Raw genomic sequence first — 23,828 nt, forward strand, 5'->3', positions numbered from 1 at the left:
GTGCGGATTCATTGAACGAGCGTGAACACGAGGTTGCCGTACGCATCGACGCGGCCACGAAAGCCCGGCAGCACGCTCGTCGTACAGTCGTCCTGCGCGATCACCGCGGGGCCGTCGAGCGTCTGCCCCGCCTTCAGGTCCACGCGACGGTAGAGCGCGGCATCGTGGAATGCGCCGCCCATGTACACGCGGATCGTGCCCGCCGGCACCGGCGCCCTATCGTCACCCTCCGCCGCTTCGATCGGCACCGGCTTCGGTTTCGGCGTGGCCGCGCTGATCACGAGCCGCAGCGCGACCACCTGCACCTTCGCCTTCACGTCGCGATGACCGTACAGACGTTCATGCTCGCGATGGAACGCCTCCGCGAGCGGCGTGGTATCGCCGCCCAGAATCCAGCCCATGTCCAGCGGCGTGTCGATCTCGAACGACTGCCCCTTGTAGCGCATGTCCGCCGATACCGCGACGCTCGCATGCGTGTCGTCGCCCGTCTGCGCGCGCATCCACTCGCGCGCGTTCGCATCGAGCGCGCGCACGTCGTCCGCGAGGCGCGCGAGCGTCTCGGTGTCGAGATCGTAGTAAGTGGTCTTCACGAAGTCGTTGCGGGTGTCCGCGATCAGGCCGCCGAGCGCGCTCAGCACGCCCGGCGCGGTCGGCACCACGATCTGCTCCATCCCGAGCGCCCGCGCGAAGTAGCACGCGAGCATCGGGCCCGCGCCGCCGAACGGCAGCAGCGCGAACATCCGCGGATCGATGCCGAAGCGCGACACGATGCGGCTCACGCCCGCATACATGCCCGACACCGACACGTCGACGATCGCTTCGGCGGCCGCGTACACGTCGATGCGGAGCTTGTGCGCGAGTGCGCCGATCGCGCGATGCGCGGCGTCATGATCGACCGTGACCGAGTTGTAGCCGAGGCTCGAGTTGCCGATCACGCCGAGTACGACGAACGCATCGGTGATGGTCGCGCGCGTGCCGCCGCGTCCATAGCAGACCGGGCCCGGATTCGAGCCCGCGCTTTCGGGACCCACCTTCAGCACGCCGAATTCGTCGACCCACGCGATCGACCCGCCGCCGTCGCCGATCGACGATACGGATACCGATGGAATATGAATCTGGAAGTCGCCGATATACTCGCCGGTCGCATACTGCGGTTTGCCGTCGACGATCAGCGCGACGTCCGCGGTCGTGCCGCCGATGTCGAGGCTCATGCAATGCTGCAGACCGCTTTGCTTCGCCACATAGGCCGCGCCGATCACGCCGGACGCGGTGCCCGACAGGATCATCTGCACGCAGTTGGTCTTGCCGGCTTCGGCGCTCATCACGCCGCCGTTCGACTTGGTCACCTTCATGTCGGCGGTAATGCCGGTCTCGACCAGCGCGCGCTGCAGCGAACTCAGATAATGCGAAACCTTCGGCTGCACGTAGCCGCCTATCACCGCCGTCGACGTGCGTTCGTATTCGCGGATGATCGGCCACACGTCGCTCGAGCACGACACGAAAAAGCCCGGCATCTCGCGTTCGACAATCGCCTTCACCGCATGCTCGTGCGCCGGGTTGCGATACGCGTGCAGCAGCGCGACCACCACGCCTTCGCAGCCCGCGCGCTTCAGTCGTTCCACCGCATCGAGCACGCTCGCTTCGTCGACCGGGGTTTCGCCGCTGCCGTCCGCCGCGAGCCGCTCCGTCACGCCGAACACGCGTTCGCGCGGCACCAGCGGCGCGGGCCGCTTCGACAGCAGGCTGTACATGTCGGGGCCCTTGAGGCGCGCGAGATCGAGCACGTCCTCGAAGTGGCGCGTCGTGATCAGGCCGAGCCGCAGCCCCTTGCGCTGCACGACCGCATTCACGCCGACGGTCGTGCCGTGGGTGAAATACGTGACGTCGGCAGGTGCGATGCCGTCGCGCTCGCGCAGCTGCTCCATGCCGCGCAGCACTTCGCTGCCGGGGCTGTCGGGACGCGAAAACACCTTGAGCGTTTTCAGCTCGCCGGTTGCATCATCCAGTACCGCGAAATCGGCAAACGACCCGCCGATATCCACCCCGATTCTCAAGCCCATTGACCCCTACCCTCGCAAGATGGCCGGCCTCGGCAGGCGCCGGACGAGCTGGTCCGCGCCCCGCGTCGCAACGCGACGGGACTGCGGGCACCACCGATGAATCGCACGCCGCGTCCGCCTCCGGTGCAGGCGAACGCGGCGCAAAAAACCGCTACTGGACCGTCACGCGCTGCGCACTTCCGCCAGCCTCCGCGCCCTCGGCGGGCGGCAGCGTTTGATAGCGCTCGAGCTCCTCTTCGCTGCGATGACACAGCACCTGCGCGCCGTTCGCGAGCGTGCGCGTGGAAGGCGACGTGCGGTTGCACACACCGTCGATGCGCATCGGACAGCGCGCGAGGAACGTGCACAGTTCGGGGTCGTCGGTCGACGGACCGATCGGCGCGAGGGTCTGGTGGCAGCGTTCGCTCGCTTCGTCGAGCCAGCCTGCGCGCAGCTCCGGCGCGGACGACACGAGCAGATGCGAGTACGGATGGAACGGCGGCGCGGACAGCGCATCGCGATTGCCGGTTTCGACGCGATGACCTGAGTACAGCACGACGATGTCGTCGCTGATCGCGCGCACCTTCGCGATGTCGTGCGTGATGAACAGATACGACACGCCCAGCTTCTTCTGCAGGTCGCGCAGCAGATCGAGAATCGCCGCGCCCACCACCGTATCGAGCGCCGACGTCACTTCGTCGCACAGGATCAGTTCGGGTTCGGCGGCGAGCGCGCGCGCGAGATTCACACGCTGCTTCTGCCCGCCCGAGAGTTCGCCGGTACGACGTTGCGCGCATGCTGCGGGCAGACGCACCAGTTCGAGCAGCTCGGCCACGCGGCGACGCGCAGCCTCACCCTTCATGCCGTGATAGAACTGCAGCGGCCGCGCGAGCGTGCGCTCGACCGTATGCACGGGGTTCAACGCGGTATCCGCGTTCTGGAACACGATCTGGATGCGGCGGAACTGCTCGCGGCTTCGATGATTCAGGTCGCCAGCCAGCGGTTCGCCATCGAGCAGCAGTTTGCCGCCCGCGATCGGCACGAGGCCCGCGATCACTTTCGCGAGCGTCGTCTTGCCCGAACCCGATTCGCCGATCACGCCCACGGTCTGCCCACGGCGGATCACGAGGTCCACCTCGTTCAGGATCACCTTCTCGGGCAGCCCCTTCGCGCTCTTGCGGCCGTAGCCCGCCGTCATGCGGCGCACTTCGAGCAAGGGCTTCTCAGCTGCCGCTGAGTCAGCCACGTTACCCACCGGCATAACCGGCGTCACCGCAGCAACAAGACTCTGCGTATAGGGATGCGCAGGCGCGTGAAGAATCTGCTCCGTCGCGCCCACTTCGCGAATCTCGCCATCGCTCAGGACGACGATACGATCCGCCATCTGCGCAACCACGGCCAGGTCGTGCGACACGTACACGGCCGTCATCCCGTACTGGCGGATCACGCGTTTGAATGCCTGCAGCACGTCGATCTGCGTGGTGACGTCGAGCGCGGTGGTCGGTTCGTCGAGCACCACGAGTTCTGGGTCAGTGATCAGCGCCATCGCCGCCATCAGCCGCTGCAGCTGACCGCCCGACACCTGGTGCGGATAACGCTTGCCGATCGTCTCCGGTTCCGGCAACGCAAGCGCGCGGAACAGCTCGACGGCCTTCGCCTGCGCGGCGCGTTTGCTCAGCGTGCCGTGAATCAGCGCGCTTTCGATCACCTGATCCATGATCGAACGCGACGGGTTGAACGCGGCCGCCGCGCTCTGCGCGATATACGCGACCTTGCGGCCGCGCAACGCGGCGAGCCCTTTCGCCGACAGCGCGCGCACGTCGGTGTCGCCCACGCGGATCGCGCCGCCCGTGATGCGGCAGCCGCTGCGCGCATGGCCCATCAGCGACAGCGCGATCGTGGTCTTGCCCGAGCCCGATTCGCCGATCAGCGCGAGCACCTCGCCGCGCGCGATGTCGAAGTCGATGTCGTGGACGATCGTCGTGTCCGCTTCGCCCGGCCGGCTGCCGACCACGCGCAGCCCGCGCACCTCGACGAGATTGCCAGTGGCGTTCAACGCGGTTGCGGCGGCAAGGTTCGAGAGTTCGTCGCTCATTCAATGTCCTCCGTCCGCGTCCGCGGCTTGCTTGCGGCGCGAACCGCGATGCGGCAGCCCGTCGATCAGCAGGTTCACGCCCACCGTCAGCACCGCGATCGCGAGCGCCGGCAGGATCACGACCGGCACGCCTTCGCCGAGACCCGCGATGTTCTCGCGCACGAGCGAGCCGAGGTCCGCGTACGGCGGCTGCACGCCGAGACCGAGGAAGCTCAGGCTGCTCAGCAGCAGCACGACGAACGTGAAGCGCAGGCCCGTGTCCGCGAGCATCGGATGGAGCATGTTCGGCAGCATCTCGAAGCACGCGATATAGAGCGCGCTTTCTCCGCGCGCCCGCGCCACCTGCACGTATTCGAGCGTGCCGATGTTCACCGCGAGCGAACGCGCAATGCGATACGAGCCGGGCATGTAGCTGATCGCCGCCGTGAGGATCAGCAGCGTCAGCGACGAGCCGAACGCGGCCACGATCATCAGCGCGAACATCTTCGACGGAATCGACGTGATCGCATCGAGCAGCCGGCTCATCGTCTCGTCGATGCGGCGGCCGGCCACAGCGGCGAGCAGACCCAGCGTCGTGCCGGTGAGCGCGGCGAGCAGCGCGGACGCCATCGCGAGCACGACGGTGAGCCGCGTGCCGTAGATGATGCGGGTCAGCATGTCGCGGCCGAGGTAGTCGGAGCCGAGCGGCAGCTTCGCGCTGAAACCCGCGAACACATCGGTCGTGACGATCGAGCCCACCGAATGCGGCGCGATCCACGGCGCGAACGCCGCGACGAAGAGCGCGCAGCAGACCATGCCGAAGCCGATCCAGCCGCCGGTCGAGAGCCCCATGCGCTGGGTCAGCGTGCGGCGCCTCACGGGCGTGGCGGGTGGCGTCGGCGCACCGCCGCCCCACGGCCGCGACGGCTCGGCGCCGGGCGGCAACGCGCTGCTGCGTTGCACAGGGTCGATCGGATCGGGCCGGCCTTGCTGCCGCCGGGGTTGTTGAGAGAGCGGTCGAAGCATCGTCATGTCCGCAGCCTCGGGTTGGAGATGATTGCGCACAGGTCCGCCATCAGCACGAGCATCAGGTAGCCGAGACAGAACAGCAGCGTGCACGCCTGCACGAGCGGGAAGTCGCGGTTGCTGACCGCGTCCACCATCAGGCGCGCGAGGCCGGGATAGTTGAAGATCGTCTCGACGACGATCACGCCGCCGAGCAGATACGACAGGCTCAGCGCGATCGCGTTGGCGATCGGGCCGATCGCGTTCGGCAGCGCGTGGCGCAGCACGACGCGCGCGGGGCTCGCGCCCTTCAGCATCGCCATCTCGACATACGACGAACTCAGCTGCTCGATCACCGCGGCGCGCGTCATGCGCGCCATCTGCGCGATCACGACCGCGCACAGCGTGACGACCGGCATCGCGTACGCGCGCAGAAAATCGTGCAGGCTGTCGATCTCGCCGCCATACGACAGCGCGGACAGCCAGTGCAGCTTCACCGCGAGCACATATACGGCGATGGTGGCGATCAGGAACTCGGGCGTCGCGACGAGCGACAGCGTGCCGAGGCTCACGATGCGATCGACGATCGATTCGCGGTTCACCGCCGCGATGATGCCCGCCGATACCGCGATCGGCACCGACACGGCCGTCGTGATCGCGGCGAGCGTCAGCGAGTTCGGCAGCCGTCCCGCGATCAGCTCGGTCACCGGCAGGTTGTTCGACAGCGACATGCCGAAGTTGCCGTGCAGCAGCGCCACCAGCCAGTGCACGTAACGCAGCCATGCGGGCTGGTCGAGCCCGAACTGCTGGCGCAGCGCCGCAACCGTTTCGGCCGTCGCGGACTGGCCGAGTGCGGCCTGCGCGGCATCGCCCGGCAGCAGGTTGGTGATCACGAAAATGATGATCGAGACGATCACCAGCGTCAGCGCGGTCACCGCGATGCGCCGGCCGATCAGCTCGACGATGTTCCGGTTCATCTGTGAGCCCTCCTGGAGTGGCAATGCACGCGCATGGTTTGCGCGTGGCGTGGGCGCAGGGGCAACAACCGCGGCGCGTGCCGTTGCAAGGCACGCGCCGCGTTACATCAGGCGTTCCACCACACGTGTTCGGCGAACATGAAGCCCATCATCGCGCCGCTCGGATTCGCCTGGAGCCCTTGCAGACGCTTGTCGTTCGCGTCGAGCAGGCTCAGGAACGTCGGGATGCCGATGCCGCCCTGTTCGGACACGATCACCTGCATGTCGCCGTACATCTGCTTGCGCTTCGCGTCGTCGGTTTCCGAGCGCGCGGCCGCGAGCAGCTGGTCGAACTTCGGACTGTTCCAGCCGGACTCGTTCCACGGGGCGTCGGACTTGAAGAACTGCGTGAACAGCACGTCGGCGCTCGAACGCGGATTGATGCTGCCGAAACCGAGCGGATGCTTCATCCAGTGGTTCGACCAGTAGCCGTCCGCGGGCACGCGGTTGATCGTCAGGTTCACGCCGATCTTCGCGCCGGACTGCTGCAGCAGTTCGCCCATTTCGATCGAACCGTTCGCGTCCGTCGTCGCGTAGATCGGCGGCAGCGTCGTGCCGATCGCGCCGGCCTTCTGGAAGTGGAACTTCGCCTTGTCCGGATCGTACGGACGCTGCGGCAGCGACGCGTTGAAGTAGCGGTGTTCCGGCGGAATCGGCTGGTCGTTGCCGATCACCGCATAGCCGCGGAACACGGCGCTCTTCACCTGGTTGCGGTCGAACAGGTACTTCATGCCCTGCACGAAGTCGGGATTACCCGAGATCGGGTTATCCCTGCGCATGATGAGGTCGGTATAGAGACCGGACCTGGTCTCGCGCACCTCGTAGCCGTCCGTCGACGCGATGCGTTGCGTCGAGCGTGGGTCGACCGAACTGATCAGCTGCACGTCGCCGGAGAGCAGCGCGTTCACGCGCGCCGCGTCGTCGCCGATGCCGATCAGCTCGATCTGGTCGAGATACGGACCGCTGCCCGTCTTCCAGAAACTGTCGTTGCGCACGCCGATGGTGGACACGCCCGGCTTGAACGACTTGACCTTGTACGGGCCCGTGCCGTTCGCGGTCGTGAAGTCGGTCGTACCGTCCTTGATGATCACGAATTGCGGCGTGGCCAGAATCACCGGCAGGTCCGCGTTGGCGGAGGTCAGCGTGAGCGTCACTTCGTTCGGGCCGGTCTGCTTCACGTCGGCGAACTGGTCCGCGAGCGTCTTCACTTTCGAGGCGGTCGCGGCATTCTTGTGACGCGTCAGCGAGTACACGACGTCGGCCGGCGTGAGCGGCTTGCCGTCATGGAAGTTGACGCCCTTGCGCAGCTTGATCACCCACGTCTTCGCGTCGCTCGTGTCCACTGCCTCAGCCAGATTCATCTGCGGCGTCAGCGTCGAATCGAGCTGCGTCAGGCTGCTGTAGAACATGAAGAAGCGGATGTAGTCGGAGCCCGTCGAGCCCTTCGCCGGATCGAGCGTATCGGCCGTCGAAGACGAGTCGTACGCGACCCGGATCTTGCCGCCCTTCTTCGGCGCAGGGGCCGCGAACGCGGTCGTCGCAGTCGCGAGCAGGCCGCCGGCGCCGACAGCCGCCATGCCTCCCGCGGCCAGCAAACGCATCATGTCGCGGCGGCTGATACCACCTCTTTTGATTTCGTCGTCGTACATGAACTGCTCCTCACTCATGGGATTGAACGTGGGAAATCCAGCTTTGGTGTTCGACGGGGCGCGCGTGCTGGTCGCGGCCGACGCTGCTGCATGAAAAGATTTAAGCACCGCAAAAAATGCGGCATGTCGCGTATCGCCGGGTCCGACCATTCGAAATGGCGGTTTTGGGTAGCCTCGGCAGCATGTTTTGCCATACCTGGCGTTGACCCTTACCCCGCTCGAGCGCTTTGCCGGATTGCCCGCGCAACCATTGCGTCGCGTCCTGAACATCATCGTAAGATCGGCAGGCCCGCAGATACCGCCGACAAAATTGCGGATACAGCAGAATCCACGCGTTCTGGCCGGCATGACTGCGTGTTTTGCATCGTGCTCCCGCGGGCGCGCCGCGGTGGTGCGCCCGGTGCAGCGTCGTGCAGCAGGATGAGAAGTTCGTCCTAGTCACGCGCCGCGCGACGTGCAACAGTCGCGCAAGGCCGACTACCCCATGGAGTGCTTCGTGTCCGCAACCAGAGCCAGCGCGCCGTTCGCCTGCCGGCGCCTCACGCCCGACGACATCGCGGCGGCGCAGCGCCTGTCGGCCGCGATCGGCTGGCCGCACCGCCGCGAAGACTGGCGCTTCTCGATCGGCACCGGCGTGGGCTTCGCCGCCGAGGTGGACGGCGCGCTCGTCGGCACCGCGATGTGCTGGAAGTTCGGCGCGGACCAGGCGACGCTCGGTATGGTCATCGTCGCGTCCGGATATCGCCGGCAAGGCATCGGCCGCGCGCTGATCCGCTGCGTGCTCGACGAACTCGGCGTGCGCGAGATCACGCTGTACGCCACGCAGATGTCGAAGCCGCTGTTCGACGCGACCGGCTTCGAAGCGTGCGGCACGCTCGACCAGCTGCAGGGCGCGGCGTTCCGTCCGCCGCTCGTCGCGCTGCCGGCCGGCGAGCGGCTGCGTCCGCTCGGCGCGAACGACGCGGAGCAACTGGCCGCGCTCGCCACCGAGGCACGCGGTCTCGACCGCGCGCAGGTGCTGCCCGTGCTGCTCGGTCACGCCGACGGCATCGCGCTCGATCGCGACGGCGAACTGCTCGGCTTTTCGCTGTTCCGCCGCTTCGGGCGCGGCTTCCTGATCGGCCCGGTGGTCGCCGCGGACGCGCCCGATTCGGTGCGCGCGAAAGCATTGATCCGCCACTGGCTCGCGCTCAACGAAGGCGCGCTCGTGCGCATCGATCTGCCCGACGACAGCGGGTTGCGCGACTGGCTGACGGGTCTCGGCCTCACGCGCAGCGAGACCGTCGTGAAGATGACGCGGCGCGGCAATGCGGCTTCGCCGGTCCCGAAGGACGATGCGAGCGATGCGGGCGATGCGCCGCTGCGGCAGTTCGCGGTGATTACGCAGTCGCTGACCTGATCCTCGCAGGTCGATCCCACCCGCGCCCCGCCATTAAGCGTGTGCAGCACAAAATGCTGTAAGGCGGGTGCAAAACGCGGCGCCCGCGCTCTTTCGGCCTTTTTTTGGCGGAACGCTGCGCACGCCGCTCTCGCTACCATCGAGTGGTCCAGTACCACCTGATCACACTGTGCGGGGAAATCCCATCATGTCCAGCTCATCGCCTGCTTCCGCCCTCGTCGACGCCGACCGCAAGCACCTGATTCATCCGGTCATCAACTACCGCGCGCACGAAGCGCGCGGCGCCACCGTGCTCGACTCCGGTCATGGCGCGTATCTGCGCGACATCGACGGCAACGAGCTGCTCGATGCGTTCTCGGGCCTGTGGTGCGTGAACGTCGGCTACGGCCAGCAGAGCATCGTCGAAGCCGCGACGCGGCAGATGACCAAGCTGCCTTACGCGACCACCTACTTCCACTTCTCGTCGGAGCCCGCGATCGAACTCGCGGAAAAGCTCGTGTCGCTCGCGCCCGCGTCGCTGCGCCACGTGTATTTCACGCTCGGCGGCTCGGACGCGGTTGATTCGGCCGTCCGCTTCATCACGCACTACTTCAACGCGACGGGCCGTCCGTCGAAGAAGCAGATGATCGCGCTCGAACGCGGCTATCACGGCTCGTCGTCGATCGGCGCCGGGCTGACCGCATTGCCCGCGTTCCATCGCCACTTCGATCTGCCGCTGCCGAACCAGCATCATCTGCCGTCGCCGTACGCGTACCGTCAGCCGGAAGGCAACGATCCGCAGGCGCTGATCGCGGCATCGGTCGCGGCGCTCGAAGCGAAGGTCGCGGAACTCGGCGCGGACAACGTCGCCGCGTTCTTCTGCGAACCGATCCAGGGCTCGGGCGGCGTGATCGTGCCGCCGGTCGGCTGGCTGAAGGCGATGCGCGACGCGTGCCGGCGCCTCGGCATCCTGTTCGTCGCCGATGAAGTGATCACCGGTTTCGGTCGCACCGGACCGCTGTTCGCGTGCGATGCGGAAAACGTCGAGCCGGATCTGATGACGGTCGCGAAGGGGCTGACCGCCGGCTATGCGCCGATGGGCGCGTTGCTGATGTCCGACGAAATCTACCAGGGCCTGGCGGGCGATGCGAAAGAGACGGCCGTGGTCGGTCACGGTCAGACCTACTCCGCGCATCCGGTCAGCGCCGCGATCGCACTCGAAGTGCTGCGTCTCTATCACGAAGGCGGCCTGCTCGCGAATGGCGTGAAGCACGCGCCGCATTTCGCGGCCGGACTCGATGCGCTGCTCGACCATCCGCTCGTCGGCGACTCGCGGCATCGCGGTCTGCTGGGCGCGCTGGAACTCGTGGCCGACAAGGATTCGCGCGCGCGTTTCGACCCGTCGCTGAAGCTGTCCGACCGCATTGCCGCGGCCGCGTACCGCAACCGTCTGGTGTTCCGCGCATTCGGCGACAACATCCTCGGTTTCGCGCCCGCGCTCTGCTATGGCGAAGCCGAATTCGAGCAGCTGTTCGCGCGTCTGAAACGCACGCTCGACGAGGTGTCCGACGAAGCGGAGGTGCGTGCCGCGCTACGCTCCGCAAGCCGCGCGGCAGCATAGCCGCGTGATAACATCGGCCTGCGCAATACGATGTGCGAAGCGAAACCTTCCACGGGCAGACCGATACATGACGATGAGCGGCGACACGAAACTGGACCGGATTGACCTGCGTATTCTTTCGCAACTCCAGAAGAAAGGCCGCATCACGAACGTCGAGCTGGCAGACGCCGTGGGGCTCTCCCCGAGCCCCTGTCTGATCCGCGTGAAGCGGCTCGAAAAAGCCGGCTACATCGTCGGCTACGGCGCGCATATCCAGTTGCAGAAGCTCGGCGACGTGCAGATCGTCTTCACCGAAGTCACGCTCGCCGACCATCGCCGCGAAGACTTCGCCAAGTTCGAGGCGGCCATCCGCCCGGTCGACGAAATCGTGGAATGCCATCTGGCGAGCGGCGGCTACGACTACCTGCTGAAGTTCGTCACGCGCAGCGTGAACCACTATCAGAGCGTGATAGAAGGGCTGCTCGAACGCGATATCGGCATCGAGAAATACTTCAGCTACGTGATCATCAAGACGCCGTTCATCAAGACGGAGTATCCGCTCGAAGCGCTGTTTTCACGGCAGCATCAGTGAGGTTGAAACGCGCGCTGATTAAGCGCGCGTTGTGGATACTAAGCGTGCTGCCCGGCCGTTGATGCACCTTCCGTCGCCGTTGCGCTGGTGGCAAAGCGGCGGATGTCGAACGGTTCGATCGGCGTGCTGGTCGCGCCCGTGTCGATCAGTTCGGCCATCGTATCGCCAACGCCTGGGCCCAGCTGGAAGCCGTGGCCGCAAAAACCGAACGCATAGAAAAGGCCGCTCGTCGTGCCGCTCGCGCCCATGATCGGCCGGTCGTCGGGCATATAGCCTTCCACGCCGCTCCACACGCGGATGATGTTGAGCTTCTTCAGCATCGGCGCGACGCGCTGTGCCTGACGAAACTGCAGCAGCGTGTTCTGTGGCAACACCTTCGCACGGCGCTCATCGAGAAATGCCGGCGCACGCGCGCAACCGCCGATCACCACATTGCCGCGCTTCACCTGGCGGAAGTACACGATCTCTTCCGTATGCGGCGACGACACGCCGACCACGGACTCGATTGAATACGGCACCGGTTCGGTCACGCACATCTGCGGACCGTTCGCCGCGATCGGCACCGGCTCGCCGAACTGCTCCGACAGCAGGCTGCCCCATGCGCCGGCGGTGATCAGCAGCACCGGTGCGTGGAAGGTGCGGCCATCGGCGGCGGTCGCGCGAAACTCGTTGCCTTCCTTTTCGACCGTCACGACGTCGCAGTTCTCGACGATCTGCGCGCCGAGGCGCGCCGCCGCGCGGCCGAATGCGGGCGCCGCAAGGCGCGGATTCGCGTGGCCGTCCATCTGCGAATACGAACCCGCGAGCACTTCGGGACCGATGAACGGGAAGCGCTTACGCAGCGCGTCGCCGCGAAACAGATCGAGTTTCAGGCCGTAATGCGCAGCCTCTTTCGCGTAGGTCTCGAACTGGTCCGCCTGCTCGTCGCGATAGCAGACCCGCACGTGACCCGACATCAGGAATTCTGCATCGTGCTGGATCAGTTCCGGCAGACGCCCCCAGATTTCGCGCGAACGGTTCGCGAGCGGCAGTTGCGGCAGAAAGCGCCCCTGGCGACGCACGTTGCCGAAGTTGGTGCCGCTGGCCTGCTGGCCCACCAGCTGCCGTTCGAGCAGGATCACCGAACGGCCGCGCTTCCTCAGGAAAAACGCGGTCGCGGCGCCCATGAAGCCGCCACCCACGATCAGCACGTCGGCCTGCGCGCGGTTCGGATTCATTCGGTATCCTCCACAGTTGCGATCGACAGCGGTTTGACGGGCGCCTGCCCGCGCAGCCGGCCGACCTGTTCGAGCGGCACGTTCGCCGCGGCCGCGATGATCTCGGCGCCTGCGTGACCGCAATAGCGCCCCTGGCAGCGCCCCATGCCGACGCGGCTGAACGCCTTCGCGCGGTTCGCTTCCTGCGCGCCTTCGTCGTGCACCACGCGGCGCAGTTCGCCTGCGGTGATGCCTTCGCAGCGGCAGACGATCGTATCGTCCGACAGACGCGCGGCTTGTTCCGCAGGCCACGCGAACGCCTCGACGAGACCGAGCCGGAAGCGGTCCATTTTGCGCTGTTCGCGCTTCAATGGCTCGAGCGTCGCGGCCGGAATCTCGTGACCGAGGTCGATCAGCGCGGCGTACGCCGCGAGACGCCCGGCGATCTCCGCACCATCGGCGCCGAGCACGCGCGCGCCGTCGCCCGCGATATACACGTTCTTTTCGCTGCTGCGGCCAAGCTCGTCGATCTGCGGCAGCCACTGGCGCGTGGTCGCGTCGAAGCGGAATGCGCAGCGCGCGAGGTCGGCAAGCTGCGTTTCGGAACGCAGGTGATAGCCGAGGCCCACCGCATCGCAATCGATCTGTTCGACGTTGCCGCTCGCGTCGCGATAGCGTACGCCCCGCACGCCGTCGGCCGCATTGCCGATGATTTCGAGTGGCTCGATGCCGTTCGCGACGATCACGCCCGAGCGCTTCAGCGACGCCACCAGCGCGCTGCCCTTGCGCAGCACGTCGAAGCGCGCGAGCAGCTTCGGCAGCGCACGCAGCCGCGCGCCGGCCTTCGACGTATCGAGCACCGCGGCCACCTGCGCGCCCGCCTGCACGTACTGGTTCGCGACGAGATACAGCAGCGGCCCGGTGCCCATGAACACCACCCGGCTGCCGATCGCGCACGCCTGCGATTTCAATGCGATCTGCGCGGCGCCGAGGCTGTAGGTGCCCGCGAACTGCCAGCCCTTCATCGGCATCAGCCGGTCCGTCGCGCCGGGACACAGGATCAGCGCGTCGTACGGCAACGCGCTCGCGTGGCCTTCGTGCACGATATGCAGCTTGCCCTGTGCGACATTCCACGCGAGCGTCTGCGGCCGGTAGTCGATCCGCGCGCGCAACCGCTCGAAAGTCTGATGCAGGTTCTCGGCGCGCGACGCTTCAGTGCCGTACAGCTTCGTGTACGGACGCGTGAAGCCTTCAGGTTGACGCCGGTAGATCTGGCCGCCATCGCGGCGGCCTTCGTCGATCACGACCGGGCGGATGCCGGCCGCGAGCAGCGTTTCCGCGCAGCGCACGCCGGCCGGCCCGGCGCCGACGATCAGGACGCGAGGTTCGCCCATTGCGCCTCCGGTTGAGTGGTAACGATCCGCATGCCCGCAACGACCACGGTCGTGCATGCGCGCAGCCGTTCGCCGTCGGGAGTCCAGACCCAGCAGTCCTGGCACGCGCCCATCAGGCAGAAGCCCGCGCGCTTTTCGTCGCCGAATTCCGACTGGCGCACGTGCCGTACCGAGCACAGCATCGCGGTCAGTAGCGTGTCGCCGGCGAGTGCGTTCACCAGCGTGCCGTCGATCACGAGTTGGACCGTCTCGCGGCCGGTTTCGCCGAGCCGCACGAATCGTCCTTTCATGCCACTGCTCCTGTCGCGCCGTGCGGCGCGTGTTGACCGTCGACGCGGTTCGTCAGCACGTGGCGCAGGAACTCGCGGGTGCGTGCTTCACGCGGCGAACCCAGCACCTGCTGCGCGCTGCCTTCCTCGATGATGAGCCCGGCGTGCAGGAAACACACGCGGTCGGCCACTTCGCGCGCGAAGCCCATCTCGTGCGTGACGACCAGCATCGTCATGCCTTCGCGCGCCAGCGTGCGCATCACGCCGAGCACTTCGCCGACGAGTTCCGGGTCGAGCGCGGACGTCGGCTCGTCGAACAGAATCGCTTTGGGTTTCATCGCGAGTGAACGCGCGATCGCGACGCGCTGCTGCTGGCCGCCCGACAGTTGATGCGGATAGTAGTGCAGCTTTTCGCCGAGGCCCACCTTGTTCAGCAGCTCGATCGCATCGCGCCGTGCTTCCGCGAGCGGCTCGCGCTTCACGTGCACCGGCCCTTCCATCACGTTTTCGAGCGCGGTGCGATGCGGAAACAGGTTGAAGCGCTGGAACACCATGCCGACCTGCGTGCGCAGCTGGTTGATGTGGCGCGAACGCTGTTCGACGCGCTGATCGAGCAGCTTGATCTCGCCCGCGTCGTACGACTCCAGCGCGTTGATGCAGCGCAGAAGCGTCGACTTGCCCGAGCCCGACGCGCCGATCAGGCACACCACTTCGCCCTGCTCGATCTTCAGCGTAATGCCCTTCAATACCGGCACGGCGCCAAAGCTCTTGTGCACGTCCGTGATTTCGATCATGTCAGTCTCGCTTTGCGTTCATTCGCCGTTCATTGGACATTCATCGCGCTTTGTGGCGGCCGAAGCGGCGTTCCAGCGAACGCGTCATGCTCATCAGCGGCAGGCTCATCGCCAGATAGCCGAGCGCGACGAGCGTGTACACCGTCATGTTCTGGAACGTCGACGCGGCGATCAGCTGCCCTTCACGCGTCATCTCGGCCACCGTGATCGTCGACGCGAGCGACGAGTCCTTCAGCATCATCACGAGAGTGTTGCTGTACGGCGGCAGCGCGACCTTGATCGCCTGCGGCAGGATCACGCGCACCATCGTCTTCACGCGGCCCATGCCGATCGACTGCGCGGCCTCGAACTGGCCCGGATCGACCGCCTCGATGCCTGCGCGGATGATCTCCGCGATATAGGTGGAATAGCCGAAGCCGAGACCGATGATGCTGGCCTGCAGCGCCGTCACCTGCACGTGGATGTCGGGCAGCACGAAGTAGATGTAGAACAGCAGCACGATCATCGGCAGGCCGCGCACCACGTTGATCATCGCGCTGACCGCCCGCACCACGTGCGGATAGCGCGACATCTTCAGGAGCGCCCAGACGAGGCCGAGCGCCGTGCTCAGCAGCAGACAGCCCAGCGTGATGACGATGCTCATCATCGCGCCTTCCAGCAGGATCGGTACAAAATCGGCTATATCGTGCCAATGCATGTCATGCCTTTTGCAAACGCGCGTTGCGGTGTTTCATCCCGCCGCTGGGCTCACCACTGCGGCAGCGGCGGGTGTTGGTTCGGCTCGATGCTTCAGCCCGCCAGGTGCCACTTCTTCAGGATCGTGTTGAGCGAACCGTCGGCCTTCATTTTCGTGAGCGCGTCGTTGATCTTCGCGAGCAGCGCGCTGTTGCCCTTCTTCACCGCGATCGCGATGTCGAATTTCTCCATCGGCACATAGTCGTCGTCGACGCGCGTGCCGGCCATCGCGCCCGCCGCTTCCTGCGCCTTCAGGATCGGATAGTCGTTGAAGCCCGCGACGATGCGGCCGAGCGCGACGTCGCGCGTCATGTCGGCGGGGCTGTCGTACATCTTCACTTCCTTGAAGATGCCGAGCTTCACGAGCTGGTCGCCGTAGTCGGTGCCGGTCGGCGCGCCGACCGACATGCCCTTCATGTCCTGAACCGAGTGGTAGTTGGTCTTGTTCGACTCCTTCACGATGATGCCTTCGCCGAACGCGGTGACCGGCTGCGAGAAATCGACCACCTCGGCGCGCTTCGGCGTCGGCGTCATGCCCGCGACGATGATGTCGATCTTGCCCGACACCACCGACTGGATCAGCGCGGAGAACGGCACCGCGTCGTACGACACGTTGAAGCCTTCGCGCTTGCCGATTTCCTTCACGACGTCGGGCATCAGGCCTTCGATCTGCTGCGTCTTCACGTTCATGAACGTGGTCGGCGCGCTCGAAGGCGGCGAGCCGGCGGTGAGCGTCGGCTGCTCGGCGGCGTGGGTCGAGTGAACAGCACCGCACATCATCGCGAGCGCGATGCCCGCGCCCATCGCAAAACGTTGAACGGCGTGCAGACGGACGGCGGAAGCGGGTTCAAAGCTGAAACGCGACATGGGGATTTCCTCAGGGAAAGTGAACTTCAATTTATTGACGGCCGCATCGTTCACCGGTGCAGCTCGTGACATCCGTTCAATGCAGCACGTCCTGCAACCGGTAATACGCGCCGACGAGCGGCAGAAACCATGCGCGTCCGAAATGTCCGGGTATTGCCGGCCATTCGAGCGTCCGCCACGGGTTGCGCGCGGCGGCGCCAAACATCACGTCGGCCATCACGCGGCCCATATGCACCGACATCTGCACACCGTGGCCGCTGTAGCCCATCGAATAGAACAGACCTTCGTGCTGCCCCGCGCGCGGCAGACGGTCCGCGGTCATGTCGACGAGGCCGCCCCAGCAGTAGTCGATGCGAACGTCGGCGAGCTGCGGAAAGTACGCTGCGAGACCGTCGCGCAGGATGCGGCCGCTCTTCTCGTCCGAACGCGGATTCGACATCGCGAAACGCGCGCGGCCGCCGAACAGCAGACGCTCGTCCGGCGTCGCACGGAAGTAGTTGCCGATGTGGCGCGTGGTCACATACGAGCGGCGCGTGGGCAGCAGCGCATCGAGGCGTTCCTTGCCGAGCGGCTCGGTCGCGACGATGAAGCTGCCGACCGGCGCGATGCGGCGGCGAAACCATTGCAGCGGCCCCACCTGCGACGTGCCGGTGGCAATCAGCACGCGATCGGCACGCAGCGTGCCGCGCGCGGTCTGCACTTCGAACGCATTGCCGCCAAGCGGCTTCAGGCCCGTGACCGGCGTGTCCTCGTAAATGCGCGCGCCGCGACGCGCGGCCGCCTCGCCAAGACCCACGCCGAACTTGCCCATATGCATCTGCATGCCATTGCGCTGCACGAGGCCGCCGAAAAAACCGTCGGATGCGATCTCTTCACGAATGCGTTCGCGCGGCACAAGTTCGACGTCCGGATCGACTTCGCGCTTCAGCACTTCGTACGACTTCGCGAGCGAATCGAAATGCTGGGGCTTGGCGGCAAGCTTGATCTTGCCGCTGTGCCGAAGGTCGCAATCGATCTGCTCTTCCTGGATGATCGACTTGACCGTCTCCACCGCACCGGCATAGGCGCGGTAAAACTCCGACGCACGTTCGCTGCCGAGGCGCGCTGCAAGCGACGCGTAATCCTGCGCAACGCCGGTATTGCAATGTCCGCCATTGCGACCCGATGCCTGCGCGGCGAGCCGGCCCGCTTCGAGCACCGTCACCGACTTGCCGCGCTTCGCGAGTTCGAGCGCGGCCGAAAGCCCAGTGAAGCCGCCGCCCACTACCGCCACGTCCACGCGCCCTGCGAGCGGCTCATGTGCTGGCTTCGAAAAACGTGGCGCGGTGTCGAGCCAGTAGGAATCGAGCTTCATGCGGGTGCGTTTCCTGTGGAATGGTGGCGGCTTACGAAGCGAGTCTGCCGAGCAATCACAGGCCGAGCAGCGACGCGAGTTCCGGAATGCCCTTCACTTCGGTCACGCCATAGTACGGATTGAGCGGCTCGTGATTGCGGTTCACGAACGCCTTGTGCTTGATGCCCATGTCGTATGCGGTCATCAGGTCGTAGCGGAAGCTCGACGACACGTGCAGCACGTCTTCGGGATTGCAGTCGAGCTGCGAGAACATGTATTCGAACGCTTTCTGCAGCGGCTTGTACGCCTGCGCCTGCTGCGCGGTATAGACCTTGTGGAACGGTGCGCCGAGCTTGTCGACGTTGCTCTGGATCTGGTCGTTCGATGCGTTCGACAGGATCACGAGCTTGTACTTCTTCGCGAGACGCGCGAGACCTTCCGGCACGTCCGCATGCGGACCCCAGCTCGGCACCGCTTCGTAGATCTTCTCGGCGATCGCCAGATCGAACGGCACGCCGGTGCGCTCGCAGGTGCGCCGCACCGAATTCACGACCACGTCGCGATACGGCTTCCATGCACCCAGCACTTCATCGAGCCGGTAGCCGCGGAAGAACTCGACGAATTCGTCCATCTTCGCCTTGTCCAGCGTCTCGCCGTACAGCTGGCGCGCGGTCTGGCTCATCTGGAAGTTGGTCAGCGTGCCATAGCAGTCGAATGTGATGTACTTCGGCTCGAAATCGATCATGGTGAACATCCTGTCGTCGTGGCGAACCCTGGGGCGGGTTCGGGTTCAGTTTCGGATTCAGTCTCGCGGGTGACGCTGTGTGCTGCCTTGCATTTCGTTGCCATTCGTTGCGATCCGTTGCCGAGGCGGCTAGGGCTCCATCGGCTCGAAGTCGATCAGCACGCTCTTGTGACGCATGCTCGCTTCGAGTGCCTGGCGGCCGAGATCCTTGCCGATGCCGGACTGCTTGAAGCCGCCCGTCGGAATGATCATGTCGCCGCTGCGGCCATAGCGGTTGATCCAGATCGTGCCCGCCGCGATACGGCGCATCGCGCGCAGCGCCTGGCCGATGTCGCTCGTATGGACGCCGGCGCACAGGCCGTAGGTCGGATGTCCGGCCAGCGCGATGCCCTCTTCCTCGTCCTCGAACGTCTGCACCGTCAGCACCGGGCCGAACAGTTCCTCGCGCACGGCGGGCGTGGTCTCGGTCACGTTGGCGAGCAGCGTCGGCCGGTGGAAAAAGCCGTCTTCTGTGTTCTCGAAGAAACCGCCGCCGAAGATCACTTCCGCGCCGCTCGCACGGCTGTCGTCGATCAGCGATTCGATCCGCTGCGCCTGGGTCCGGCTGATGATCGGCGAGTAGCGGGTCGTGCTGTGCCACAACGGCCCCGGCGCGATCGGCGCCAGCTGGCGCTGCACCGCTTCGAGCAATGGGTCGGCAATACGCTTGTGCACGATCAGCCGCGTGCCGGCCACGCAGGCCTGGCCGCCGTTGCTGATGAAGCCGCGCGCGACGCAGCGCGCGGTGTGTTCGAGATTCGTCACGTGTTCGAAAACCAGCTGCGGACTCTTGCCGCCGAGCTCCAGCGTCACCGGCTTGGTCCCGTACAGCGCGGCGTCGCTCATGATGGCGGCGCCGGTGCGTGTCGAACCCGTGAAGCTGATCTTCGAAATATCGGGGTGGCGAGTGATGGCCGCGCCCGTCGTCGCGCCGCGGCCGTTCACTACATTGAAGATGCCGGGCGGCATGCCGGCTTCGACCGCGAGTTCCGCGAGACGCAGCGTCGAGAACGGCGTCATCTCCGAAGGCTTCAGCACAACAGCGTTGCCGGCCGCGAGCGCGGGCCCGCATTTCCATGAACACATCGACAGCGGGAAATTCCACGGCGTGACCGCGCCGATCACGCCATACGGCTCCGACGTCACGAACCCAAGACTGTCGCGGCGCGTGGCCGCGAGATCGCCACCGAGCTTGTCGGCGAGTTCCGCGAAGAAGCGGATCGCCTCCGCGGTGAACGGCACGTCGGACGCATACGCTTCGGCCACCGGGCGCGTCGAACTCACGGTTTCGAGCTGCGCGAGGCTGACCGCGTGCTGGTCGATCAGTTCGGCCCAGCGCGTCAACACCTTCGCGCGCTCGCGCGGCGAGCGCGTGCCCCAGCCGCTCGTCTTCCACGCGTGCAGCGCGTTGCTCACTGCGTAGTCGACGGTGCTCGCCGTGGCATCCGGAACGTAGCCGAGCAGACGACCATCGGACGGACGATAGACCGCTATCTGCGCTTCATCGGTCGAGTGGTACGTACCGCCGATGAAATGCCCTTGCGGCAACGGGACGGCGGACGGATCGAAATCGAGTGACGGTGTGGACATGCTCGGCCTGATCGGTAACCTGGAAACATGCAGTGAAGCGTCGACACCACAGGGTTCATTCGACGCGTCACGCCAGCTGCAAGAGCCTGTTCATCGCGCAACACCACAATGAACAAACATCGGATGAAGTTCATTATAGTGAACAAGGAATGAATTCCTAGTGATCAAAAATAAATCTTCAAAAAAGTTCGTGGTGCGATGCGGGACGATGTCTTGCGCTGTGAATGCATGGCGGTCACATGCAACGCTTCGTGCGTTGTCACCACGCGGCCGGAGCGCTGAACGACGGGTCGCGCTGCATTGCAGCGGAGTGAAGCCGGAGAGTGTTGTTGATCGATCAGTACGCGGCTGAACGAAGTGGACGAACTGCCGGGAAGAAGGCGCTGAAATGAACAGTGCCGGCACAGAATGAACGCCGGCACTGAAGTGAAGCAGATGAAAAATGAAGCTTCAGAGGTGGATGACCGGCGGCTGGGTATTCATGATCCACAGCAGCCGCGCCGTCTTGCTGCTTTCGTTGCGCACGCTGTGCGGTATCGTGCTCTTGAACTGGAAGCTGTCGCCGGCCCGCAGTTCGGCGCGGCGATCCCCGACGTTCAGCACGACCGTGCCTTCCAGCACCAGCCCCGCCTTCTCGCCGACGCCGACCAGCACCTCTTCGGAGCCCGCGCCGGCGGGCAGCATGATGATCATCATCTGCAGATCGTGGTCGCCATGCGGAGACAGCAATTCCTTCTCCATACCGTTCCTGCCGACCTCGAACAGCGGCCGCTCGGCCGCCTTGCGCACGAAGTCGCCGGTGACCGGATCCGATACCGCGTCGTCCGCTTCCAGCAGCGCGCTCAACGGCACCGACAGCGCCTGACGCAGGCGCTCGAGAATGCGCACGGACGGATTCGCCTTGTTGCGCTCGACCTGGCTGACGGTGCCCACCGACACGCCGGCGCGCATCGCGAGTTCGTTCACCGACAGTCCCTGGGCGATGCGCAGCGCCTTCAGGCGGGCGCCGACGTCGGCGTGGCTCAGGTCGGCCGCGCCCTTCTTGCTGAGCTGTGTTCGCTGCATGTGATTCCTGTTCGAAACGGTGCGCTGGACCCGGGAGTCGACCACGCCGGTGCTCTTCCGCGAGCGTCGCGTTCAGCGCCCCGGCGGCACGCAGCCGCCTGAAAGCACGATGAACGCCCAATCAGTATTGATCATTATATTGAATGATGCCATATTCGGCTGAACGCCAAAAATGCAGGCTTTCCTCTAGTGAACGGGTTGACTGCGGCCCCGTGGTCCGCTGCAACGCGGCGGTGCTTTGCTGTGTCGCTGAGGTGATTCTCCGTTCAATCGAGGCGGCCGCACCATTCGGCCGGGTGGACTAGGAGGCACGCACCGTAGCGATGCAACCACGCCCAGAAACGACTCATCGAGCCCAGGACAAAAGGATCGTCCTATTAACCGCGCGGCGAGAATGCGACAGTCGCGTTTGATCATGCCGTCACCAGGAGTTCGCAGTGTCCGAATCACCCGCAAAGCAGGCCCCGACCTACCGACGCTTCACGTCCGACGACGTCGCCGCCGCACACGCGCTGTCGCTTGCCGTGCGCTGGCCGCATCGGGCGGAAGACTGGCGCTTCATGTTCGATGCCGGAACCGGCTTCGTCGCCGAGGATGACGGCGCCGTGATCGGCACCGCGCTGTGCTGGAAATTCGGCAGCGACCGCGGCACGCTCGGCCTCGTGATCGTGTCGCCGGACGAACAGGGGCGCGGCATCGGCCGCAGGCTGATGGAACTGGTGCTCGAGGAACTGGGCAACCGCGTGACCTTCCTGCATGCGACGCCTGCCGGCAAGCCGCTTTACGAAAAGCTTGCCTTCAACGTCTGCGGTACGCTCGACCAGCATCAAGGCACGGTCGGCAACGTGGCGCCTGTCGCGCCGCCCAACGGCGAGCACCTGCGCGCACTGAAGGCCGAAGACGCGCCGAAGGTCATCGAACTCGCATCGCGCGCCAGCGGATTCGACCGCAGTGCGACCGTGCCGGCGTTGCTCGGCTTCGCAGAGGGCGTCGTGCTCGAACGCGACGGCGAACTGCTCGGCTTTTCGCTGTTCCGCCGCTTTGGCCGCGGCTATGTGATCGGCCCGGTGGTGGCGACGGATTCGCCCGACGCAGTGCGCGCGAAGTCGCTGATCGCGCACTGGCTCGCAAAGCATGCGGGCGAATTCGTGCGCATCGACGTGCCCGGCGGCACCGGCATCAACGACTGGCTGATCGCGCTCGGCATGGCGCGCGTCGACTCGGTCGTGAAGATGGTGCGCAACGCGCCGGCCGAACAGCACAGCGGCGAACCGGACGCGACGTACCGCGCGTTCGGCATCATCAACCAGGCAATGGCATAACGACGGGCATGACGATGAGCGTCCTCTACAAGGCCGACCCGGTGCGCGGCGCGGTCTGGGCCGAGCGTTTCGCGCAGCTCGCGCCGGACACGCCGTTGCGCGTGTGGCCCGACATCGGCGACCCGTCCGCGATCCGCTATCTGGTGGCCTGGCAACCGGAGGACCTCGCGCTTACGCTGCCGAATCTCGAGGTCGTGTTCTCGGTCGGCGCGGGCGTCGATCAGCTCGACCTCGCCCGCATCCCAGCGCATCTGCCGGTGGTGCGGATGATCGAGCCGGGCATCGTCGACGGCATGGTCGAGTACGTGACCGAAGCGGTGCTCGCGATCCATCGCGATCTGTTCGACTATGCGCTGCAGCAGCAGGCGCGCGTATGGAAAGCGATGCAGCTGCGGCCCGCCGCATCGTGCCGGGTCGGCGTGCTGGGGCTCGGCATGCTCGGCACCGCGGTGCTTGAACGCCTGCGGCTGTTCGGCTTTGCGTGCGCGGGCTGGAGCCGTTCGCCGCGCGAAATCGAAGGCGTCGAATGCTTCGCGGGCGATGCCGCGTTCGATGCGTTTCTCGCGCGCACTGACGTGCTCGTCTGCCTGCTGCCGCTCACCGACGCGACGCGCGGACTGCTCGACCGGCGCGTTTTCGCTATGCTGCCGAAAGGCGCATCGGTCGTGCACGTGGGCCGCGGACCGCAGCTCGTTGCGGCCGATCTGCTCGATGCGATGGATCGCGGCCAGATCCACAGCGCCGTGATCGACGTGACCGACCCGGAGCCGTTGCCCGTCGACCATCCGCTATGGACCCAGCCGCGCGTGCGTATCACGCCGCATATCGCGAGCGCGACGCGTGCCGATACCGCCGTCGACGCGGTGCTGGAAAACCTGCGCCGCCATCGCGCCGGCGAGCGGATGATCGGCGAGATCGACCGCACTCGTGGATACTGAATCAGGCAGCGTTTAAACATCCCGTTGTTCCTCGTGCGCAAAGCGTGACCGCTACGCGCAAGCCTCGCAAGGAGACACGTATGACCCGGACTTACCGCATTGCCGTCATCCCCGGCGACGGCATCGGCACGGAAGTGATGCCCGAAGGCGTGCGCGTGCTCGACGCCGCGTGCAAGCGCTTTGGCATC

General features: G+C 65.8%; 21 protein-coding genes. 6 read left to right on the forward strand and 15 right to left on the reverse strand.

The window, feature by feature from the left end:
* Positions 1-8: 8 nt before the first annotated feature.
* The 5 genes from DVS29_RS22510 to DVS29_RS22530 form a co-directional block, all read right to left on the reverse strand.
* Positions 9-2,060, reverse strand: coding sequence for a hydantoinase/oxoprolinase family protein (locus DVS29_RS22510; protein WP_118182714.1), 2,052 nt, complete (start codon positions 2,058-2,060; stop codon positions 9-11).
* A 151-nt stretch (positions 2,061-2,211) separates the two neighbouring features.
* On the reverse strand, positions 2,212-4,134 hold the full coding sequence (locus DVS29_RS22515; protein ID WP_118182715.1) for an ABC transporter ATP-binding protein: 1,923 nt from the start codon (positions 4,132-4,134) through the stop codon (positions 2,212-2,214).
* Positions 4,135-5,145, reverse strand: coding sequence for an ABC transporter permease (locus DVS29_RS22520; RefSeq protein ID WP_118182716.1), 1,011 nt, complete (start codon positions 5,143-5,145; stop codon positions 4,135-4,137). It abuts the gene before it with no gap.
* Complete coding sequence (locus DVS29_RS22525; RefSeq protein ID WP_118182717.1) at positions 5,142-6,095, reverse strand: ABC transporter permease; 954 nt, start codon at positions 6,093-6,095, stop codon at positions 5,142-5,144. The genes DVS29_RS22520 and DVS29_RS22525 overlap by 4 nt, the downstream gene beginning before the upstream one ends.
* A 107-nt stretch (positions 6,096-6,202) precedes the next feature.
* Complete coding sequence (locus DVS29_RS22530; RefSeq protein ID WP_118182718.1) at positions 6,203-7,783, reverse strand: ABC transporter substrate-binding protein; 1,581 nt, start codon at positions 7,781-7,783, stop codon at positions 6,203-6,205.
* A gap of 484 nt (positions 7,784-8,267) precedes the next feature.
* Between DVS29_RS22530 and DVS29_RS22535 the strand changes: the two genes are divergently transcribed.
* The 3 genes from DVS29_RS22535 to DVS29_RS22545 all read left to right on the forward strand — a co-directional run bounded on the left by DVS29_RS22535 (position 8,268) and on the right by DVS29_RS22545 (position 11,353).
* Positions 8,268-9,182, forward strand: a complete 915-nt coding sequence (locus tag DVS29_RS22535; protein WP_118182746.1) for a GNAT family N-acetyltransferase — start codon at positions 8,268-8,270, stop codon at positions 9,180-9,182.
* 187 nt (positions 9,183-9,369) lie between these two features.
* Positions 9,370-10,782, forward strand: coding sequence for an aspartate aminotransferase family protein (locus tag DVS29_RS22540; protein WP_118182719.1), 1,413 nt, complete (start codon positions 9,370-9,372; stop codon positions 10,780-10,782).
* 73 nt (positions 10,783-10,855) lie between these two features.
* A complete protein-coding gene (locus DVS29_RS22545) occupies positions 10,856-11,353 on the forward strand; it encodes an Lrp/AsnC family transcriptional regulator (RefSeq protein ID WP_205962501.1) in 498 nt (165 codons plus the stop codon).
* Between the two features lie 38 nt (positions 11,354-11,391).
* On the opposite strand, the gene DVS29_RS22550 is transcribed toward DVS29_RS22545, so the two are convergent.
* From DVS29_RS22550 to DVS29_RS22595, 10 genes are all read right to left on the reverse strand, one after another.
* On the reverse strand, positions 11,392-12,570 hold the full coding sequence (locus DVS29_RS22550; protein ID WP_118182721.1) for an NAD(P)/FAD-dependent oxidoreductase: 1,179 nt from the start codon (positions 12,568-12,570) through the stop codon (positions 11,392-11,394).
* The gene (locus DVS29_RS22555) at positions 12,567-13,943 is read right to left on the reverse strand and encodes an FAD/NAD(P)-dependent oxidoreductase (protein WP_118182722.1); all 1,377 of its coding nucleotides are present in this window, start codon (positions 13,941-13,943) and stop codon (positions 12,567-12,569) included. The genes DVS29_RS22550 and DVS29_RS22555 overlap by 4 nt, the downstream gene beginning before the upstream one ends.
* A complete protein-coding gene (locus DVS29_RS22560; protein WP_118182723.1) occupies positions 13,922-14,233 on the reverse strand; it encodes a (2Fe-2S)-binding protein in 312 nt (103 codons plus the stop codon). Before DVS29_RS22560 ends, DVS29_RS22555 begins: the two co-directional genes overlap by 22 nt.
* Complete coding sequence (locus DVS29_RS22565) at positions 14,230-15,006, reverse strand: amino acid ABC transporter ATP-binding protein (RefSeq protein WP_118182724.1); 777 nt, start codon at positions 15,004-15,006, stop codon at positions 14,230-14,232. Before DVS29_RS22565 ends, DVS29_RS22560 begins: the two co-directional genes overlap by 4 nt.
* Positions 15,007-15,046: 40 nt before the next feature.
* Positions 15,047-15,703, reverse strand: a complete 657-nt coding sequence (locus tag DVS29_RS22570) for an amino acid ABC transporter permease (protein WP_118182725.1) — start codon at positions 15,701-15,703, stop codon at positions 15,047-15,049.
* Positions 15,704-15,795: 92 nt separating this feature from the next.
* The gene (locus tag DVS29_RS22575) at positions 15,796-16,608 is read right to left on the reverse strand and encodes an ABC transporter substrate-binding protein (RefSeq protein WP_118182726.1); all 813 of its coding nucleotides are present in this window, start codon (positions 16,606-16,608) and stop codon (positions 15,796-15,798) included.
* A gap of 76 nt (positions 16,609-16,684) precedes the next feature.
* Positions 16,685-17,962 (reverse strand): NAD(P)/FAD-dependent oxidoreductase, encoded by a 1,278-nt coding sequence (locus tag DVS29_RS22580; protein WP_118182727.1) that lies wholly within the window; start codon positions 17,960-17,962, stop codon positions 16,685-16,687.
* 55 nt (positions 17,963-18,017) lie between these two features.
* Positions 18,018-18,686 (reverse strand): haloacid dehalogenase type II, encoded by a 669-nt coding sequence (locus tag DVS29_RS22585; protein ID WP_118182747.1) that lies wholly within the window; start codon positions 18,684-18,686, stop codon positions 18,018-18,020.
* Between the two features lie 129 nt (positions 18,687-18,815).
* Positions 18,816-20,315, reverse strand: coding sequence for an aldehyde dehydrogenase family protein (locus DVS29_RS22590; protein ID WP_118182728.1), 1,500 nt, complete (start codon positions 20,313-20,315; stop codon positions 18,816-18,818).
* A gap of 450 nt (positions 20,316-20,765) precedes the next feature.
* A complete protein-coding gene (locus DVS29_RS22595) occupies positions 20,766-21,380 on the reverse strand; it encodes a cupin domain-containing protein (RefSeq protein WP_118182729.1) in 615 nt (204 codons plus the stop codon).
* Between the two features lie 437 nt (positions 21,381-21,817).
* Here DVS29_RS22595 and DVS29_RS22600 point away from each other — a divergent pair, with 437 nt between their 5' ends.
* The 3 genes from DVS29_RS22600 to DVS29_RS37915 form a co-directional block, all read left to right on the forward strand.
* Positions 21,818-22,702 carry a GNAT family N-acetyltransferase gene (locus tag DVS29_RS22600; protein ID WP_118182730.1) on the forward strand — a complete coding sequence of 295 codons (885 nt, stop codon included), beginning with the start codon at positions 21,818-21,820 and terminating at the stop codon, positions 22,700-22,702.
* 14 nt (positions 22,703-22,716) lie between these two features.
* The gene (locus tag DVS29_RS22605) at positions 22,717-23,640 is read left to right on the forward strand and encodes a 2-hydroxyacid dehydrogenase (protein WP_118182748.1); all 924 of its coding nucleotides are present in this window, start codon (positions 22,717-22,719) and stop codon (positions 23,638-23,640) included.
* Positions 23,641-23,720: 80 nt separating this feature from the next.
* Positions 23,721-23,828 (forward strand): isocitrate/isopropylmalate family dehydrogenase (locus DVS29_RS37915; RefSeq protein ID WP_240655744.1); only part of this gene is annotated, 108 nt, incomplete at its 3' end.

Origin of the sequence: Paraburkholderia phosphatilytica (assembly GCF_003443895.1) — a bacterium.
Taxonomy (GTDB): domain Bacteria; phylum Pseudomonadota; class Gammaproteobacteria; order Burkholderiales; family Burkholderiaceae; genus Paraburkholderia; species Paraburkholderia phosphatilytica.